The following is a 16,875-nucleotide window of genomic DNA, read 5'->3' as shown; positions in this document are numbered from 1 at the left end:
GCCAGATTGAATGGAAAAATCGTCTGGAGGATGTGCAGCCGCTGCATGCAGAAGCGAGGGAGCAGGCGAGTGCGCATGTGGATCAACTGACAAAGCCGCTCGGCAGCCTGGGCAGACTGGAGAAGCTGGCTGTACAGTTAGCGGCGATCACGGGCGAGCCGTTTCCAGTCGTCACACCACCGGGCATCCTTGTCTTTGCCGCCGATCACGGCGTAGCGGCTGAAGGCGTCTCTGCCTATCCGCAGGAAGTAACGGCCCAGATGGTCGCCAACTTTGCGCATGGCGGCGCGGCGATCAATGTATTTGGCCGTCAGATCGGCGCGCTGCTTCACGTCGTCGATGTCGGTGTTGCTGTAGATGTGGAAGCACCGGGTGTCTGGACGAAAAAAGTACGACTCGGAACAGCCAGCATGCTGCGCGAGTGGGCGATGAGCAGAGAGGAAGCGGAAGCCTGCGTGCAGGCTGGCTTTGCGAGCGCGGAAGCAGTCATTGCCGAGGGGGCAAGGCTGCTGATCGTCGGCGAGATGGGTATTGGCAACACAACTGCGAGCAGTGCAATGCTGGCCGCCCTGACAAAAGCAGAGCCCGATCAGCTCGTCGGTCGCGGTACGGGTGTCTGCGATGAGAAATGGGAAAAGAAAAAAGCGGTGGTAAAAGAGGCTCTGTCTCTCCATCAGCCGGATGCGAGCGACCCGCTTGATGTGCTGGCCAAAGTCGGAGGTTTGGAGATCGGGGCGATGGCAGGCGCCATCCTGGCTGCTGCCTCTCACCGCGTCCCGGTATTGCTGGACGGCTTTATCACGACGGTCGCCGCTCTCTTGGCGGTGAGGCTCTGCCCGGCTGCTGGGGATTATCTCGTCGCTGGACATCGCTCACAGGAGCCGGGACATACCTTCGTTTTGTCCGTCCTGGAGAAAGAACCGCTGGTGGATCTGGAGCTGCGTCTGGGAGAAGGCAGCGGCGCAGCAGTGGCCTTTCCGATCGTGGAAGCGGCGACGCGGATGCTGCGGGAGATGGCGACATTTGCCTCTGCCGGGGTGAGCAACCAATGAGCCGGCCGGGTCGGGTTTACCTCGTCGGAGCAGGTCCCGGTGATCCCAAGCTGATTACCGTCAAAGGATTGGAATGCTTGCAACAGGCCGAAGTGGTCATCTACGACCGGCTGGCCAACCCCGCCTTGCTGGAGCATGCCCCGGCAGAAGCGGAGCGCATCTACTGCGGCAAGCTTCCGGACAACCACACGATGCGGCAGGAGACAATCAACGCCTTGCTTGCGGAAAAGGCGCTGGAAGGCAAGACGGTCGTCCGTCTCAAGGGCGGCGATCCATGCGTTTTCGGCAGAGTGGGCGAGGAAGCGGAGCATCTGGCCCAGCACGGCATTCCGTTCGAGATTGTCCCCGGCGTGACAGCGGGTATAGCTGTTCCGGCTTACGCGGGCATTCCGGTAACTCATCGGGAGTACGGATCGTCGTTTGCCGTGGTGACCGGGCATTTGCGCGAGGGCAGAGCGGAAACGACGAATATGGATGTCGCAGAGGACACGGTCAGCGACAAATGGCAGGCGCTGGCGAAAGGCATCGATACCGTTGCCTTTTACATGGGAGTGGGCAATCTTCCGTTCATTCGCAAACAACTTATTGCCCACGGCCGCGCGCCTGAAACGCCTGTCGCCGTGATCGCCTGGGGAACCATGCCTGAGCAGACGACGGTTACGGGAACTCTGGCTGATATCGAAGAACGGCTGGCGGCAGGTCCGCACATCTCCAACCCGGCGATTATCCTGGTGGGCGACGTGGTCAACATGCGGGAGAAAATCAACTGGTTCGAGCGGATGGAGAGAGGGTCATGGGCTTCTACCCGATAATGGCCAAGCTGCAGGGCAAACGCTGTCTCGTCGTCGGCGGCGGTCAGGTAGCAGAGCGGAAGATCGGCGGCCTGCTCGTTGCCGGTGCGGACATAGTCGTAGTCAGCCCGGATTGCTCCCATGCGGTCGAAGAATGGGCGAAGGAAGGGAGCCTTACCCTGTTTCGCCGGCCGTTTGTTCCGGAAGATGTGCGGGATGCTTTGATCGTGGTCGCGGCGACGAACGATCCGGCTGTCAATCTGGCCGTCTACCAGGCTTGCGGCCCTCACCAATGGGTGAACGTCGTCGACAGCCCGGATTTGTGCAGCTTTACGGTTCCTTCCGTTGTGGAGCGGGGAGATTTGCAGATCGCCATCTCTACGGGCGGACACAATCCGGGATTGGCCAAAAAGCTGCGCAGGCAGGTGGAGACGTATTTCGGTCCCGAATATGCGGAATATACGGCGTTTCTTGGAGCGATCCGCAGCCGCGTGCTGGCGCTGTCGCTGGACGAAAAACGCAAGCGCGAGCTTCTCACAGAACTGCTGGATGACCGTTTCCTCCAGTGGACGAAAACAGGGGAGCGGGAGCGAAGGAACCTGGAAGCGGAGCGAATAATCGAAAAAGCAAGGCAGACCGGTACCTGAATGGTGGCCGGTATTTTTTAATGGGGTAGGAAACTTTTTACAGTTTACAGCGTCTTCTTAACATGGGCTAAAAAATATCCGCCCATTTTGAAGGAGAGAATATTTTATGAGAAGCCGATTCCTCGGATTTTGTTTCGCATTCTTGTCGCTTTTCTTCCTGTCAGCATGTTCAGAAAAGAGTGAGGATACCCAGAGCATCTTGTACGAAAATCCGACGCATCATTTTACATTGCAGCTTCCTAAAAGTTGGGAGGGGAAATACGAAGTAAAAGAAACGGAAAATCAGATTTTCTTTTCGAGCAAAGCAAATCAGCCCGGCGGCATTCTGTGCGAAATGAGAATTTGGAGCAAGGAAGAATGGAAGCAGGACGGCGAGGAATTGACAGCGATCATTCATCTTGAAAAAATCGGCGAGACAGATGACAAGGTATACTCGTTTAGCACGCCGACCGATGTGCAGTGGGTAGTGGGCGATGCCGAAAAGGAGCGGGAATACCAGGCGATGTTTGCTGACGTACCAAGCATCAAAGCGTCTTTTGCGATTCAGGAATAGGGTGTGGAGAACGCGCGGGGAAAGCCTGCGCGATTTTTTTCGTTCACTCTGTTGGCCTCTCCTGTTCGCCATTAGAGCCAAATCAGGAGCGTCGTAAGAAGAATTTGCTAATTTTTCACATCCTTTCCGCCATAATCCCGCTATGATGGAATGGGTTGGTGATGAACCGTGCACAGAACACGTCATGCGTTTTTCCTTACATGTGTCGTATTGGCAGCGATGGGACTGCTGTTTTTGTTGATTGCTTCCAATCGGAGCGAGCCGTTGCCGGTAAGCCGTATCGGCGTCGTGGTTTCGAATGAAGGAAGGACAGAAAAAATTGCCGGATTAAAAGAGGGTATGGAAAAACTTGGGTTGCCAGAAGGGAAGCGGGTGGAATACTTGACCGTCCGCCTGCTGCCGGATCAGGATCATTACCGGAATGACGAAGCAGTGGACGCTCTTCTGCGGGCTCATCCGGACGTCGTTGTCACAGCGGGAGCAAAGGAGACGGCTGCCGTCCAGACAGCGGTTGCCCGTATGGCATTGCCTGCGCCACCCATTGTATTTATCGGCGTCGCTTTGCCATCCGTGCTTTCCTCATCGGCAGCAAGCGCAGGCCAGGTGACAGGAGTGGACAATGCACAGATGAGTCTGATCGGAAAACGGCTGGAGCTGATTGTCCGATTGCTTCCGCACGCCGAAAACGTGCTGGTGATAGCCGACGATCAGACGCCGCTATTTCAAAAAGGAATAGAGGAAGCGCAAATGGCAGCAACGAAACTGGGCATCCGAACAGAAATTGCGACGATCTCAAGTACGGCGGACGTAGAGCGGGAGCTGGAGCAGTTGCCAGCAGGCAAATACGATGCGCTGCTTCCGCTGCCCAGCCTGATTCTCGAAGATGCGATCACGGACGCTCTGCCTCTGTTGACAGAAAAGCGGCTGTTCGTGATGGGAGCGTATCCCGAGCAAGTGAAAAAGGGACTGTTTGCAGCATACGGGGTTTCGTTTTTTGAACAAGGAGAGCAGGCGTCTATGCTGGTGGCGAACCTGCTTGACGGCGTTCCCGTCTCAAAGCTGCCGATCCAGTGGCCAAACCACGTCAAGCTGTCTCTTCATACGGCATCCATTGCGAAGCTCTCCATTCCGCTGTCGGACAGACAGTTGTCGCTGGCTGACGAGCTCTACGGAGGCGATGAATGAAGAGAGATCATGCTTTCGGCTTGAACAAAATCAAAACAAAAATGCTTCTCTTCGGACTCGTCATGTCCATTCTTCCCTTTCTGCTGGTGGGGTTCCTAAACAACTTGATCAGCAAAGGAAAGCTCTGGGAGGAGGTCGATGCGGCCAATCGCGACTTTGTGGAAAGCGCAGCCGATGAGCTCGACCTTCTGTTTTCGCACACCTTTAAGACGATGGATATGATCAACGACAGCCTCTTGTCCACCGATCTCTCCGAAGAAGACTTGTACTTTTTTCTGCATTCATTCTTGAAAAACTCCCCCTATCTAGAAGAAATTTCACTGATCGACGCAAACGGTGACGAATGGTACCAACTCAACCGATGGCGTCTTCTGGTTCCTCAAACGCAAACCACGATTGACAGGCAAATGGCTGAAGCCGTTCGTTACGGCCGATCCTATATCGGCTCTGTCGTCGCAGGTGAAAACGGTCAAATGATGGTCGACGCGGCTGTCCCGCGGTTGGGGCTGCAGGGCGTCAGCGGCGGAGTTCGGGTTCGCTTGAACGTGGGGGAGCTGGTTCAGCAGCTGGCGTTGAAGGCAAGCTTAGAAAAAACAGCCCGCCTCTATGTATTCGATAAATCCTTGCATGCGGTAGCTGGAACGCTTGCACCCGGCAGTTCGGCAGGATCATTGGGCGAGCAGACGGTTGGGAACCGCCTGTTGCTCTCCAGCCTTCCGGCGCATACCGCCAAGCCTGTGTCACACATGTTCAGGTCTCCGGCGGAAGAGACAATGATCGGGTACGCGATGCGCTCCCGGACAGCAGGCTGGATCGTCATGCTGGAGCAGCCGGCTGACAAGGCGTTTGCCACCTTTGCCAGGCTCCAGGAAAACCTGCTGCTGTCCACACTTTTGATCGGTCTGATCGTGTCAGCGATCAGCATCGCGGCAGCGGTCTTTTTCGGGAAAAAGATGGAACGCATCGAAATGGCTGTACGCAGGGTGGCAGACGGGGATTTCAGTGTCCGCATCCCGGTCTCCAGCTCTGACGAACTGGGCCGGCTGGCCTCCTCCTGCAATGACATGGCACACAGCCTGCAGGTGAAAACCAATCAGATCCTCGAGGAAAAACAGCGCTTGGATATGGTTGTCAGCGGTCTAGGAATGGGGCTGATCCTGATCGACGAATCTTTTCGCGTTCGCTGGGCAAACCGGACGATCGGCATGTGGTTTGGCGGAAGCGGGGACCTGCTTGGACAAGCGTGCGATCAGGCGATTGGCGAAAATTGCAGCTTGTGCCGCGACTGTCCGATGAAAACGAGGAAAATGGTTTCGGAAAATCAGAAGGAACTCGTTTCCACGAGGGTGGACGAATACGGGCGTACGCGTTATTTCCGCCATCAGGTCTTTCCTTTGAATCCGGCCAAAGAGAAATCGGCCTTTCTCGAAGTAATCGAGGATATTACGGAAAAAAGAGAAATGGAAGCGGTCGTCGTACAGGCGGACAAACTTTCGGCGATCGGTCTCATGGCTTCCGGGATTGCGCATGAAATCAACAACCCCCTGGGGATTTTATCCGTTTACGGGCAGGATCTTCGCGATCGTATGGCGGAGGAGGATATTGCAACCTTGGCCGAAACGGGTGAGCTGCAACGGTATCTGGAGACGATGGACAAGCAGATTGCCCGATGCAAGGATATTACCACTCGCTTGCTCCACTTTTCGCGCAAATCGCCGACAGCCCCCGAACGGGTCGATGTGCATCAGGCACTTGACGATGTCATCCTGTTGCTTTCACATAAGGTCCGGGAAAAACAAGTGGAGGTCGTCAGGGAGTTGGCTCCTGGACAGCCAGTAGTGGAAGCCCCTGCAGGGGAACTGCAACAAATCCTGCTCAACCTGCTCACAAACGCTCTTTACGCAGTCGACCATTCAGGGGTCATTCACATTCGCACCTGGGCGAAAGCGGACGAGATTCTCATCGAGATTGGCGATAACGGTGAGGGCATCGCAGTTGAACACCTGCCACATGTTTTTGACCCTTTTTACACGACGAAACCGATCGGCCAGGGAACGGGACTTGGATTGTCCATCTGTTACGGGATTGTCAAACGACTTGGAGGGGATATCAAAATGAGAAGTCAACCGGAAGAAGGAACCCATGCAACTGTCGTATTGCCATTGGCGAAGGAGAAAGAGCATGTATCCTGACAAATCGATTTTGCTTGTCGATGACGAACAGGACTACCGTCAGCTTTTATCCGCCCGTTTGACTCGAAAAGGCTATCGCGTATGGGAGGCGGGAGACGGAACGGAAGCGCTCGCCCGTGTAGCCAGCGATCATATTCAGTTGATCCTGCTTGATTTGAAAATGCCTGGCATGGACGGATTGACCTTTTTGAAGCGGTGCAAGCAGTCGGCTCCCTGGGTTCAGGTGATCGTGGTAACCGGTCACGGAACCATCGAGACAGCCATCGAGGCGATGAAAAGTGGTGCCTATGACTACCTGACCAAGCCTTACAACCTAAACGAGCTGGAGGCTTTGCTGGAAAAGGCGCTGGAAAAACAGCAGTTGGAGGAAGAAAATACGCAATTGAAAGAAGCGCTCTCGGCTTCGGGCAAAGCTGCTCCGATCATCGCGGTCAGTTCTGTGATGAAGGAGCTGTTGTCGACAGCGGTCAAGTTGGCGCAGACTGATTCATCTGTATTGCTTAGAGGCGAGAGCGGAACAGGGAAAGACTTGGTCGCCCGCTTTATCTTCGAAAACAGCCCCCGGAGCGGAAGAGCTTTTGTTCCGATCAACATGGGAGCGATCCCGGATGCTATGCTGGAAAGCGAGCTGTTCGGCCATGAAAAGGGCGCTTTTACCGGAGCTGTTTCTCCGAAAAAGGGATTGGTTGAAATCGCACATCAGGGAACGCTGTTTCTCGATGAAATCGGCGATTTGCCCTATCCGCTGCAAGTGAAGCTTCTCCGTTTTTTGGAAACGGGGGAATTCCGGCGAATCGGAAGCAACCGGCTGCAGCAGGTAGACGTCAGGATCATCGCTGCGACCAACGTCGATCTGGAACGCCGGGTAGAGGAGGGCAGCTTCCGGGCCGATCTCTTCTACCGCCTGCACGTGGTGGACATTTGCCTGCCGCCTCTGCGGGAGAGACAGGAGGATATCCTGCCGCTGGCCGAGCATTTCTTAAAGCGGTTGGAGCGGAAGTACCAGGCAAAAGCACTCAGCGAGCAGGCCAAGGCTGCCTTGGCCGAGTATTCTTATCCCGGCAATATCCGCGAGTTGGCTCATATGATCGAGCGCGGACTCGTTCTGTCGAAGAACGAGTGCATCGAGGCAGCCGATTTGTTTCCACAGCAGCTTCATCAGGCGGCAAGTGATTGGCGGCAGGCAAGCACCGAAACAAAGGATGCCGGGGATACGGAGATGTATTCGTTAAAACAATTGGAATGCCAGCATATCCGGAAAGTGCTCAGTCTGTCCAACTGGAACAAGACAAGGGCGGCGAAAGCGCTCGGCATCAGTGTCCGCAACCTGTATCGGAAAATCGAAGAGTACGGATTAAGACCGTAACGATCTGACTGGCAGGACTGTGACAAAATAGCAAGACATGGAACACAGCAACTGCGACAAAATGTCAGGAAGCAACCGTGACAATTTGTCGCAGTTTTTTTGGGCAGCAAAGCGGCAGGAGACAAAAAACGCGGTTATTCGACATCCATTTCTTTTTGCCCGGGTTGGCATAACTTTTGCAATCAGAAAAAGGTGTAGCCAATCGTACATGAAGGAGTGGTAGCTATGGCTAACCAAATGACAATGAAGAAAAGACTGTTACTGTTGACCGCAGCTCTGCTGGTCGTCGCCGGATGCGCCTCCCAGACAGCCGGGCCTCCGGCAGGGAACGGAGAAAAGACAGCAGCTGTAGAAAAGACGTCCTCGCAGCAGGATGCGGCAGCAATGTCAGCGGAACCTTCCGGGCTGCAGGACTATAAGCCCCCAAGTATGAATGACGTGCCAGAGGGCCCTTTGGGGGAAGCCATCACGTACGGTCACAAGCTGATCAATGAAACAAACGTGGCGCTGCCCGACTACGTCGGCAACAAGCTGTCTTGCACAAGCTGTCACGGCAACGCCGGTTTGGATGCGACCTCCCCTTTGACAGGGGTTGCCGCCGTCTATCCCCAATACATCCCCAGATCGGGCAAGGTTTTGACGATCGAGGATCGAATAAACGGCTGCTTTGTCCGCAGTATGAACGGTCAGCCGCTGCCGTATAACAGCGATGAAATGAGGGCGATGGTTGCGTATCTGAGTTATATTTCCACCGATGTTCCGGTCGGAACGAAGGAAAGGCCTTGGGTAGTAAAAAACAGCTTGAAAGAGGTACCGACTCCAAACGTGGAAAACGGCGAGCGTCTGTACATGCAGTCCTGCATACAATGCCACGCTGCGGACGGTTCCGGGACCGGGGCCAATTCTGGCCCGGCGCTGTGGGGCGACAACTCCTTCAATATCGGAGCCGGGATGGGCAGGATTTCGACCGCCGCAGGGTATATCAAGCGGAACATGCCGCTTGGAGAAATGGGCGGGGTCAAGCAGGGAACGTTGACCGACCAGGAGGCCGCAGATCTGGCGGCATATATTTTGAGTTTCCCGCGCCCTGACTTCGAGGACAAGGCAAATGACTGGCCGGCCGGCAATGCGCCAAAGGACGTGCCGTACGAATTGAACAGCCAAAAGCAGTAACCGAAAAACGAGGCGGCCACACAGAGAGCCGCCTCGTTTTTGAGTGTAAATAAATACCTATTTTTCGCCATTTCCGGATTCGACATAATAGTAAATTCCACTATTTTGATCAACAGCAGGCTGAACTTTATTTCCGTTTCTTAGGGTGATTTTATTTTCAGCAGAATTTGTTACTCCAAGGTAAACGTAGAAGGCTTTCTTCGAGTGAGTATGAATTTCAATTATTATAGAAGGTGATGCAGTACCATCCAGATGTTTTACTAATACAGGATCATTCTCTCTGTACCATGCGAATTGTCCGTCTTTCTTACGTAAGCTTGCAATACCGACGATTGTTCCATCGGGTACGTTTTGCTTAAAAATAAGTAATGTTTCCCCATCTGTTTCTACTGTTGACAGCAAATCACTTTCATTGATCTCCTCCTGTTTTAAACCATTTTGAATGGCGGCTTCGGGTGAAGGAAACCACACGAAACTATCTTCATTGCCGATTGAACAACCAGAAAGAATTACAATTGTCATGAATACAAACATCAAATGCCTCAAAATAATTTTCTCCCTTCTCCCTTCCGAACAAAATGTTGTGTTTGTAAAAGGAGAGTACAATGCTTATTTTCATAATATACCATGATAAAATATGAAAAGGTATATTTTGGGAAAAAGTTTTGGCGGTAACAAGGGAGTACAATGCTGACAATGATATGGATGAGAGCAAATTCCTCTTAAAACAACTGACAGGCCGGCAATGCGCCAAAGGACGTGCCGTACGAATTGAACAGCCAAAAGCAGTAACAGAAAAACGAGGCGACCTCCCGTAGAGCCGCCTCGTTTTTTGGTGCGAATGAAAACCGCAAAGCCTGTTATGAGAAAAGCTGAATCCGCACGAGGCCAAGCACGACGAGGCAGATCATCCCAAGTACGATCAAAGAGATTTTCTTGAGCAGCTCTTGCTCCCTGTCTTTCACGTCCCCCACAGAGGCACCGAGCAGGACGCGGGAGGGAGAAGCCATCATAGCGTGGGAGGACGCCGTGTTTTGTCCGTAGGCAACCAGCTCAGGTGAAATGCCCAGCTGCGTGGCCGTTTGCGTCTGCAGCTTGATAAACATCGCATTCGAACCGGTGTTGCTACCGGTCAAAAAGCCGCCCATCCCTCCGATCACCGGAGAGAAGAACAAAAAGGCACTTCCAAACAGAGCTGCTGCGGCATGGGCCAGAGTCTCCGTCATCGCAGCGGCGGACATCAATTCGGACAGGACCACGTAAAAGAGAGTGGAGCCAATCACTGGAGTAGCCTGCACCAGCGTAGAGCGGAGACTTTTGATAATCTTGTCTTTTTCCAAGGAAAACAGAAAGCAGGTCAGCAGGCATGTCACTCCCAGAAAAAATCCCGGTGAATACAAAAGGGGCAGCGAAAAACCATAAGCTGGCAGGCTTAGGACCAGATGGGATTGCAAAAAGGCTTCCACTGGGGTAATCAAGCGAGACAACAGCAAGAGAGTAATCAGGATTAGATAGGGACTGAACGTTTTCACCACGCTGCATCGCTGCTCACCTTCCGGCACGATTTCCTTTGCAACGGACAGCTCCGCTTCGGCTGCCCGCTTCCCAAGTCCGGTCCGTCCCGCTGCGAAACGGATGCACAGCAGCTCTGTCCCGATCGCTGTCAAAGAGCCGAATACCCCGGCAAGCTCTACACTGACATAGCGGTTTGCTGCCCAGACAGAGAGGCCGAACACACCGCTGATCAGCAGCGTTTCCCAGAAGCGCCGTTTGACTCCGCTCCAGCCTCCCGCCAGATAGACGATCAGCAAAGCGAAATAGACAAACGTCGGAAGTGACAACAGGGCGCTGCCAGCTCCCAGCTTGCCCACCGGAACATTCCCCAGGTTGGCCCCGATGATGGTACCCATGGCCAGCGACCCCCATGGCACAGCACTCAGGCTGACGAGCGAGATCAACACAGCACGAAAGCGGTCAAACCCCAATGAAATGAGGATGGGGGCGAGAACGATGACCGCGATGCCAAAGCCGCTGGACGACTCAACCAGGGGAGAAAAGCCGACTGCCAAGAGAAGCACTTGCCGAATCGGATCCTGTGCAGAATAAGCGATGAACGAAGCGATGGTCTGGATCACCCCTGATTCATTCATCAGATGATAGAGCAGGATGCCGAACAAAATCACATAAGCGACGAGCGAGGTGGTCAACGCACCTTTTACGGCGGCCGCATAAAGACTGCTGCTCGGTGTCGCGAAATCGGGTACGAACAAAGCGAGAGCGACAGTGACAAAGACCCCGATTAGTCCCGCTTTCCAGGCGGACAGCCTGCCGACAAAGAGCAGCAAAAGGATCAGCAAAATGGGAAAGCAGGCAAGGAAAATTTTCATCAAAAACTCCACCTTATTTATACTATAGTAAATTATTATTTATCATAGTGAATGACAACTTGACTCGTCAAGGTTTTTTTTCCTATAGTTTCTAGAAGATCAATCGTTTTCAGGAGAGATACAAGGGGGAAAGAAGATGAGCTTCGGTCTGAACGTCAAACAGGCGCGAAAAGAAAAGGGATTGACGCTGCAAGAGCTGTCGGATCGCTCAGGGGTAAGCCCTGCCATGCTGTCGATGATTGAGCGTGAGGAAAAAAATCCGACCTTGCATGTCGCTTGCCAGATCGCGGAGGCACTGGAGCTTACCCTGTCGCAGCTTTTAGGGGAGCAGGAAAAACGGGAGGTTATGCTCATTCGAAAAGGGGAGCGTCTCGTTTACCGCGATGAGCAGTCAGGCTTCGAGCGCCACTTGTTGTCTCCTTCGTTTCCAGCGAAAGGGATTGAATTTGTGCTGAATGTCGTCCCGGCAGGCAAAGAGTCTGGGCTGTTTCCCGCACACAAACAAGGGGTAAAGGAATACCTTGTCGTCGCTCAGGGGAGGCTGCGGGCTGTGCTTGGCGAAGGTCTGCTCGATACAATACTGGAAGAAGGGGATTCGCTCTACTTTGAGGCGGATCTGCCCCACCGCTTTATCAATGTCGGGGAAACGCCATGCAGCTATTATCTGGTGATCGACTCCAATGCGGGCAGATAGGCCCGGCTGCCGGAGAATTGAGAGGTCATATGAATCTTCCAAATAGATAGACAAATAAAAAAGGATGCCCTATCCTGTACGGAGAATGCGTTTTTGGGGGAAAGCTCATGTCCACGATCAGCAAGCCGCAGCCGGACGAGGAGACAGTCAGGCCAGAATCGGAGGCAGCCAAACGCCAAAAGGCAATGAAACTCCAGACGGCAACCAAACGCTGGACGGCGCTGCGAAAGCCGCTCTGGTTTGCCTTGTCTCTCCTCGCTTTTGTACTCATCTATTTTGGACTCGAAGCGTACATGGACTATGGGGCTCGGGTAACCCTTGCGATCACACTGGCCGTAATCGTGCTCTGGGTGCTGGAACCGATTCCCTTTTCGATGACAGCCGTGCTTGTTTTGATTTTGCTGCCGATATCGGGAGCGGTTTCCACGGACTTGATCTTGTCAGGCTTTGCGTCGCCAGCAATATTTCTTATCGTCGCGGGCATGATGATTGCGAGTGCCGTGGAACAAACACCGCTTGGCAAGCGTCTGGCGTATCAGCTGCTCTACTGGTTGGGCGAGAAAAAAGGGGGCGTGCTCGCCGGGATCCTTCTCGTTCCGCAAATTTTGGCCTTTTTCATTCCCGCTGCTGCCGTTCGGACAGCGATGCTGTTGCCCATCGTCTTTTCCATCGCGTCGATTCTCGGGGTAAAAGCAGGGGAAGTCCGCGGCAAAAAGCTGATGATGGGCGTCGTGGTCGGCTGTGGAATAAGCGGAACGGCTGTCTTGCCGGCAGCTCTTGGAAACGTAATTACTGTCGATTTGATCAACACCTATCTGCAGACACATGTCACCTATATGGATTGGCTCGTGCTGGCTTTGCCGATGTGGTTGATCATGATCCCGGCATCCTGGTGGGTGCTGTATCGCTCTTTTCCTGTGAAAGAGCCGATGCCGAGCGGATTGAAGGAAAAGATGAAAGAGCTGATCGCAGAACTGGGACCGATCAGTTCCAAGGAAAAACGGCTGATGGGCATTCTCGCCGGGGTATGCGTCTTCTGGGCGCTGGAAGGCGTTCACGGGTGGCCTCCCGTCATTCCCGCTTTGATCGGAGCTGTTCTGATGGCGTGGCCGGGGATCAAAGTGGCGGACTGGGAGAAGATTATCGATGTCAAATTTTCTCCGCTGGTGATGCTTGGCGTCACCCTGTCGCTGGGGAGGGCGCTGTACGAGACTGGCGTTACAGATTACTTGTCCAAATGGATGGAATCCGACGTGACCCTATTCCTTTTCTCTAATCCTGCGCTGGCTGTGTTGACGGTAGCTGTACTTACACAGCTGATTCACAAAGTGACGTCAAATGTATCTACGGCTGTGATCGCCACAGTGCCTGTAGTAGTGGCATTGGCGGCTCACTCTCCTGACTCCCCGGCGCTGCTGCTCGCCATTGTTGCCGGACTTACCAGTTTGTACGGATTTATTTTGGTCGTAGAAACGATTCCCGGCGTGATGGTGCATGGAACGGGATGGGTGACGCAGCAGGATTTCTTTGTACCCGGCTTTTGGTTGACACTCATCACGACGGGCGTCACATTCCTGATGGCGCTGACCTGGTGGAAATGGCTCGGGTATTATTAGTCCAGAACGTTGCGTGAAGTAAAACGAGAAAAAAGAGCGACTGACCTGAAGGCTGCTTTTTGGCGCCTTGCTGGTATCAGTCGCTTTTTTGGCATGTTCGTCATTCGCGCCCATTTGTCACACAAATCCCTTCTGCATGCCGATTCGGCCGAGACCAAAAAGACCAAAAAGAACAATACGTCCGTAATATTCCCATTCGCGGCAATATTCCCTAAAATAGCTCCAGAAAGCGTTTTCATCTGAAAGGTAGGGGGATTTCTCATGAAAAAAGGTTGGAAAGCAGCGATGGCGGGCTGTCTTTCGCTCGTGCTGCTGACAGCGGCAGGATGCGGCGGCTCCAAATCTCAGGATGCATCGGCGTACACACCAGAAAAACCGCTGATCATCAAGTTTTCACACGTAACCACGGCGGACAGTCCAAAAGGGAAGGCTGCCACCAAATTTGCCGATATGATGGCAGAGAAGACGGGCGGAAAGGTAAAAGTAGAAGTCTATCCGTCCTCTCAGCTCTACGGTGACAAAGACGAGATGGAAGCCCTCCAGGCTGGCAACGTCCAAATCATTGCTCCATCTGCAACCAAGCTGGTCGGATTCAACCCGGCTTTCCAGATCGTAGATATGCCGTTCTTGTTCAAAAACCACGATTCTGTACTTAAATTCTGGGACGGAGACTTGGGCAAAAAGCTTCTCGGTTCCCTGGATAGCAAAAACATGCTGGGTCTTGCCATGTGGGAAAACGGCTTTAAAGTCTTCACCGCAAATAAACCTCTTACCAAGCCGGAAGATTTCAAAGGTCTGAAATTCCGCACGCAGGCTGGGAAGGTGCTGGAGGCGCAGTTTAAGGCACTGGGTTCCGGGGCAGCGACGATTCCGTTTGGCGAAACCTACACGGCGTTGCAGCAGGGTACTGTAGACGGCCAGGAAAACACCTGGAACAACATCGACACGCAAAAGTACGAAGAAGTACAAAAGCATCTCATCATCTCCAACCACGGCCGCCTCGATTACATTGTATTGACCAACAAAAAATGGTACAGCGGTCTGCCGGAAGATATCCGCAAGGCTTTCGACGAGTCGATGACAGAAGCGACCAAATACGAGCGTGAGCTGGCAGTTGAACTGGACAAGGAGTCGGAGAACAAGCTGAAAAGCTCTGGCAAAATGCAGGTTGTCGAGCTGAGTGAAGCGGATCGCGAAGCCTTCGTGAAGGTAATGGAGCCGGTATACAGTGAATTCTCCGAAACCGTCGGCAAAGAGTTCATTGATGGAGCACGACAACTGTAAGCGGGAACAGGGATGGGAGGCACCTCTGTGGCAAAGAGCACGGTGCCTTCCTTTTTGATCAAGAGAAAAGCGAAGATCAATCACAGATAGTCATTTGATATCGATTGGAGGAGGTGGATTCGATGTCAACATGGAGGGAAAGGTACAGCAAATTTGAGGATTATCTGGCTGGATCGCTCCTGGTCATCGGTGTATCCCTGATTTTTTATGGCGTCGTATGTCGCTATGTTTTCAACAGTCCAAAAGCATGGATCGATGAAATATCAACGTATTTTGTCGTCTGGGGAGCCTTGATCGGTTTTGCAGTGGCACTTCGGGAAGGGCATCATATTCAGGTGGATATTTTGTATGATCGACTGCCGGCATCTTTAAAAAAAGCGTTTGATGTGTTTTCAAATGGATTGGGAATCCTGTTCTGCCTGGCATTTGTCTTTTTTGGAGGAAAGCTTCTCTCTTTGTACTGGGAAACACAGCAGCAATCGACGGACGTCGGCATTTATTTATGGATTGTGTACATGGTTATTCCCGTTAGCGGTCTCATGCTCGGTTATCGTTTCCTTGAAAAGCTGTTAATTAGTCTGAAAAAAGAGGTGAAAATCGAGTGGAATGGATAGTATTTATCCTCTTTTTTCTGCTTTTATTGCTGAGGGTGCCCGTCGCGATTGCACTGGTCTTTTCTGCTGCGCTGGCGCTGCTGGATAGCGGATTTAACCTGGATGTTCTGCCGCAAAAGATGTTTTCTTCCCTGAATGTATCCACGCTGATGGCGATTCCCGGCTTCATTCTGGCCGGCGTATTGATGTCCCGCGGGGGAATCTCGAAAGCGCTGATCGATTCGCTGCGTGCGTGGGTAGGTCATTATGCGGGCGGGCTGTCCGTCGTGACGATCCTTGCTTGTGCTGTTTTTGCAGCGATTTCCGGTTCCAGCCCGGCTACGGCGGCAGCTATCGGGGCGATCATGATTCCCGGTATGATCGAGGCAGGCTACAGCAAACGGTACTCGATGGGGCTGGTAGCGGCAGCGGGTACGCTGGGAATTTTGATTCCGCCGTCGATCCCGTTGATCGTATACGGTACGGTTGCCGAAGAATCCATCGGCAAGCTGTTTATGGCCGGCTTTTTGCCCGGATTGTTTCTCACCATGGTTCTTATTCTTGCGGCGATCATTTACGCCCGCGTGAAAAACTTTGGACGTCTTCCCAAGGCCAGCACGGAGGAGCGTATCAAGCTCAGCATCAAAGCCTTGCCGGCAGCATTTCTGCCCTTTTTGATTCTGGGTACAATTTATTTGGGGGTTGCCACACCGACGGAAGCCTCGGTGGTAGCCTGCGTCTATTCCCTGATCGTCGCCGTTTTTGTCTACCGCCAAATCTCCTGGAAGGATACCCATGCCATCCTGCGTGAAACGGTGAATACCAGTTCCATGATCTTTTTCATTATTGCCGGTGCCACGGTATTCGGGCTGTATCTGACCAACGCACAGGTACCGCAAAATATCGCGGCCTGGATCATGGAGGGCGACGTCAACAAATGGACGTTCCTGATCGCCTGCAATATCTTGTTCTTTATCATGGGGATGTTCCTCGAGCCCACCTCGATCATCCTGATTACCCTGCCGATTTTCCTGCCGATTCTGCAGCTTCTCGGCATCGATGTGATTCATTTTGCGATTATCATGACGGTCAACATGGAGCTGGGCATGATCACCCCGCCCGTCGGGTTGAATCTGTTTGTCGTCAGCGGAATCACCAGAGAAAAGCTGGAGGAAGTCGTCAAAGGCGTTGTCCCGTTTATCGCGCTGATGATTCTGGTTCTGGTTATCATCATCGTCTGGCCGTCCCTGTCGCTTTGGCTGCCGGTCCAGATGGCAAATTAAGGTGCTATTTGATCAAAAAAGGTACTTGAACAATCAGCCGCCGTTTGATAAGGTAAAGG

15 protein-coding genes are annotated in these 16,875 nt (G+C 53.0%); 13 read left to right on the top strand and 2 right to left on the bottom strand.

All coding sequences use genetic code 11. The features are described from left to right. Window positions 1-5: 5 nt before the first annotated feature. From cobT to NDK47_RS20575, 8 genes are all read left to right on the top strand, one after another. Window positions 6-1,052, top strand: coding sequence for a nicotinate-nucleotide--dimethylbenzimidazole phosphoribosyltransferase (gene cobT / locus NDK47_RS20610; RefSeq protein ID WP_407653459.1), 1,047 nt, complete (start codon window positions 6-8; stop codon window positions 1,050-1,052). Further along, window positions 1,049-1,864: a uroporphyrinogen-III C-methyltransferase gene (gene cobA / locus NDK47_RS20605; RefSeq protein ID WP_251871639.1), complete on the top strand. Its 816-nt coding sequence runs from the start codon at window positions 1,049-1,051 to the stop codon at window positions 1,862-1,864. The genes cobT and cobA overlap by 4 nt, the downstream gene beginning before the upstream one ends. Next, on the top strand, window positions 1,846-2,490 hold the full coding sequence (locus tag NDK47_RS20600; protein ID WP_251871638.1) for a precorrin-2 dehydrogenase/sirohydrochlorin ferrochelatase family protein: 645 nt from the start codon (window positions 1,846-1,848) through the stop codon (window positions 2,488-2,490). Before cobA ends, NDK47_RS20600 begins: the two co-directional genes overlap by 19 nt. 106 nt (window positions 2,491-2,596) lie before the next feature. Further along, window positions 2,597-3,043 carry a methyltransferase gene (locus NDK47_RS20595; RefSeq protein ID WP_251871637.1) on the top strand — a complete coding sequence of 149 codons (447 nt, stop codon included), beginning with the start codon at window positions 2,597-2,599 and terminating at the stop codon, window positions 3,041-3,043. Between the two features lie 168 nt (window positions 3,044-3,211). Continuing rightward, the gene (locus NDK47_RS20590) at window positions 3,212-4,228 is read left to right on the top strand and encodes an ABC transporter substrate-binding protein (RefSeq protein WP_251871636.1); all 1,017 of its coding nucleotides are present in this window, start codon (window positions 3,212-3,214) and stop codon (window positions 4,226-4,228) included. Next, a complete protein-coding gene (locus NDK47_RS20585) occupies window positions 4,225-6,420 on the top strand; it encodes a PAS domain-containing sensor histidine kinase (RefSeq protein WP_251871635.1) in 2,196 nt (731 codons plus the stop codon). Before NDK47_RS20590 ends, NDK47_RS20585 begins: the two co-directional genes overlap by 4 nt. Then, window positions 6,410-7,786, top strand: a complete 1,377-nt coding sequence (locus NDK47_RS20580; protein WP_251871634.1) for a sigma-54-dependent transcriptional regulator — start codon at window positions 6,410-6,412, stop codon at window positions 7,784-7,786. The genes NDK47_RS20585 and NDK47_RS20580 overlap by 11 nt, the downstream gene beginning before the upstream one ends. Before the next feature lie 225 nt (window positions 7,787-8,011). Continuing rightward, window positions 8,012-8,959, top strand: a complete 948-nt coding sequence (locus tag NDK47_RS20575) for a c-type cytochrome (protein WP_251871633.1) — start codon at window positions 8,012-8,014, stop codon at window positions 8,957-8,959. 57 nt (window positions 8,960-9,016) lie between these two features. On the opposite strand, the gene NDK47_RS20570 is transcribed toward NDK47_RS20575, so the two are convergent. Then, entirely contained in the window at window positions 9,017-9,505 is a 489-nt protein-coding gene (locus tag NDK47_RS20570) for a hypothetical protein (RefSeq protein WP_251871632.1), read from the bottom strand. 314 nt (window positions 9,506-9,819) lie between these two features. Continuing rightward, window positions 9,820-11,346, bottom strand: a complete 1,527-nt coding sequence (locus NDK47_RS20565; RefSeq protein ID WP_251871631.1) for an L-lactate permease — start codon at window positions 11,344-11,346, stop codon at window positions 9,820-9,822. Window positions 11,347-11,482: 136 nt separating this feature from the next. Here NDK47_RS20565 and NDK47_RS20560 point away from each other — a divergent pair, with 136 nt between their 5' ends. The 5 genes from NDK47_RS20560 to NDK47_RS20540 all read left to right on the top strand — a co-directional run bounded on the left by NDK47_RS20560 (window position 11,483) and on the right by NDK47_RS20540 (window position 16,816). After that, entirely contained in the window at window positions 11,483-12,040 is a 558-nt protein-coding gene (locus NDK47_RS20560) for a helix-turn-helix domain-containing protein (RefSeq protein WP_251871630.1), read from the top strand. 107 nt (window positions 12,041-12,147) lie between these two features. After that, window positions 12,148-13,656: an SLC13 family permease gene (locus tag NDK47_RS20555; protein WP_251871629.1), complete on the top strand. Its 1,509-nt coding sequence runs from the start codon at window positions 12,148-12,150 to the stop codon at window positions 13,654-13,656. A 261-nt stretch (window positions 13,657-13,917) separates the two neighbouring features. Next, window positions 13,918-14,940: a TRAP transporter substrate-binding protein gene (locus NDK47_RS20550; protein ID WP_251871628.1), complete on the top strand. Its 1,023-nt coding sequence runs from the start codon at window positions 13,918-13,920 to the stop codon at window positions 14,938-14,940. 122 nt (window positions 14,941-15,062) lie between these two features. After that, entirely contained in the window at window positions 15,063-15,554 is a 492-nt protein-coding gene (locus NDK47_RS20545) for a TRAP transporter small permease (protein WP_251871627.1), read from the top strand. Next, window positions 15,542-16,816 carry a TRAP transporter large permease gene (locus tag NDK47_RS20540; RefSeq protein ID WP_251871626.1) on the top strand — a complete coding sequence of 425 codons (1,275 nt, stop codon included), beginning with the start codon at window positions 15,542-15,544 and terminating at the stop codon, window positions 16,814-16,816. Before NDK47_RS20545 ends, NDK47_RS20540 begins: the two co-directional genes overlap by 13 nt. The last annotated feature ends 59 nt before the right edge of the window (window positions 16,817-16,875 follow it).

It is taken from the genome of Brevibacillus ruminantium, from assembly GCF_023746555.1.
GTDB lineage: Bacteria > Bacillota > Bacilli > Brevibacillales > Brevibacillaceae > Brevibacillus > Brevibacillus ruminantium.
Note: the sequence above shows the minus strand (reverse complement) of the source record. Positions and strands in the feature narration are given on the sequence as shown.

What these genes read in the sequence shown, in the direction of transcription:
- cobA (WP_251871639.1), top strand. Translation starts at nt 1,049, where the DNA reads ATGAGCCGGCCGGGTCGGGTTTACCTCGTCGGAGCAGGTCCCGGTGAT.
- NDK47_RS20600 (WP_251871638.1), top strand. Translation starts at nt 1,846, where the DNA reads ATGGGCTTCTACCCGATAATGGCCAAGCTGCAGGGCAAACGCTGTCTC.
- NDK47_RS20595 (WP_251871637.1), top strand. Translation starts at nt 2,597, where the DNA reads ATGAGAAGCCGATTCCTCGGATTTTGTTTCGCATTCTTGTCGCTTTTC.
- NDK47_RS20585 (WP_251871635.1), top strand. Translation starts at nt 4,225, where the DNA reads ATGAAGAGAGATCATGCTTTCGGCTTGAACAAAATCAAAACAAAAATG.
- NDK47_RS20580 (WP_251871634.1), top strand. Translation starts at nt 6,410, where the DNA reads ATGTATCCTGACAAATCGATTTTGCTTGTCGATGACGAACAGGACTAC.
- NDK47_RS20575 (WP_251871633.1), top strand. Translation starts at nt 8,012, where the DNA reads ATGGCTAACCAAATGACAATGAAGAAAAGACTGTTACTGTTGACCGCA.
- NDK47_RS20565 (WP_251871631.1), bottom strand. Translation starts at nt 11,346, where the DNA reads ATGAAAATTTTCCTTGCCTGCTTTCCCATTTTGCTGATCCTTTTGCTG.
- NDK47_RS20560 (WP_251871630.1), top strand. Translation starts at nt 11,483, where the DNA reads ATGAGCTTCGGTCTGAACGTCAAACAGGCGCGAAAAGAAAAGGGATTG.
- NDK47_RS20555 (WP_251871629.1), top strand. Translation starts at nt 12,148, where the DNA reads ATGTCCACGATCAGCAAGCCGCAGCCGGACGAGGAGACAGTCAGGCCA.
- NDK47_RS20550 (WP_251871628.1), top strand. Translation starts at nt 13,918, where the DNA reads ATGAAAAAAGGTTGGAAAGCAGCGATGGCGGGCTGTCTTTCGCTCGTG.
- NDK47_RS20545 (WP_251871627.1), top strand. Translation starts at nt 15,063, where the DNA reads ATGTCAACATGGAGGGAAAGGTACAGCAAATTTGAGGATTATCTGGCT.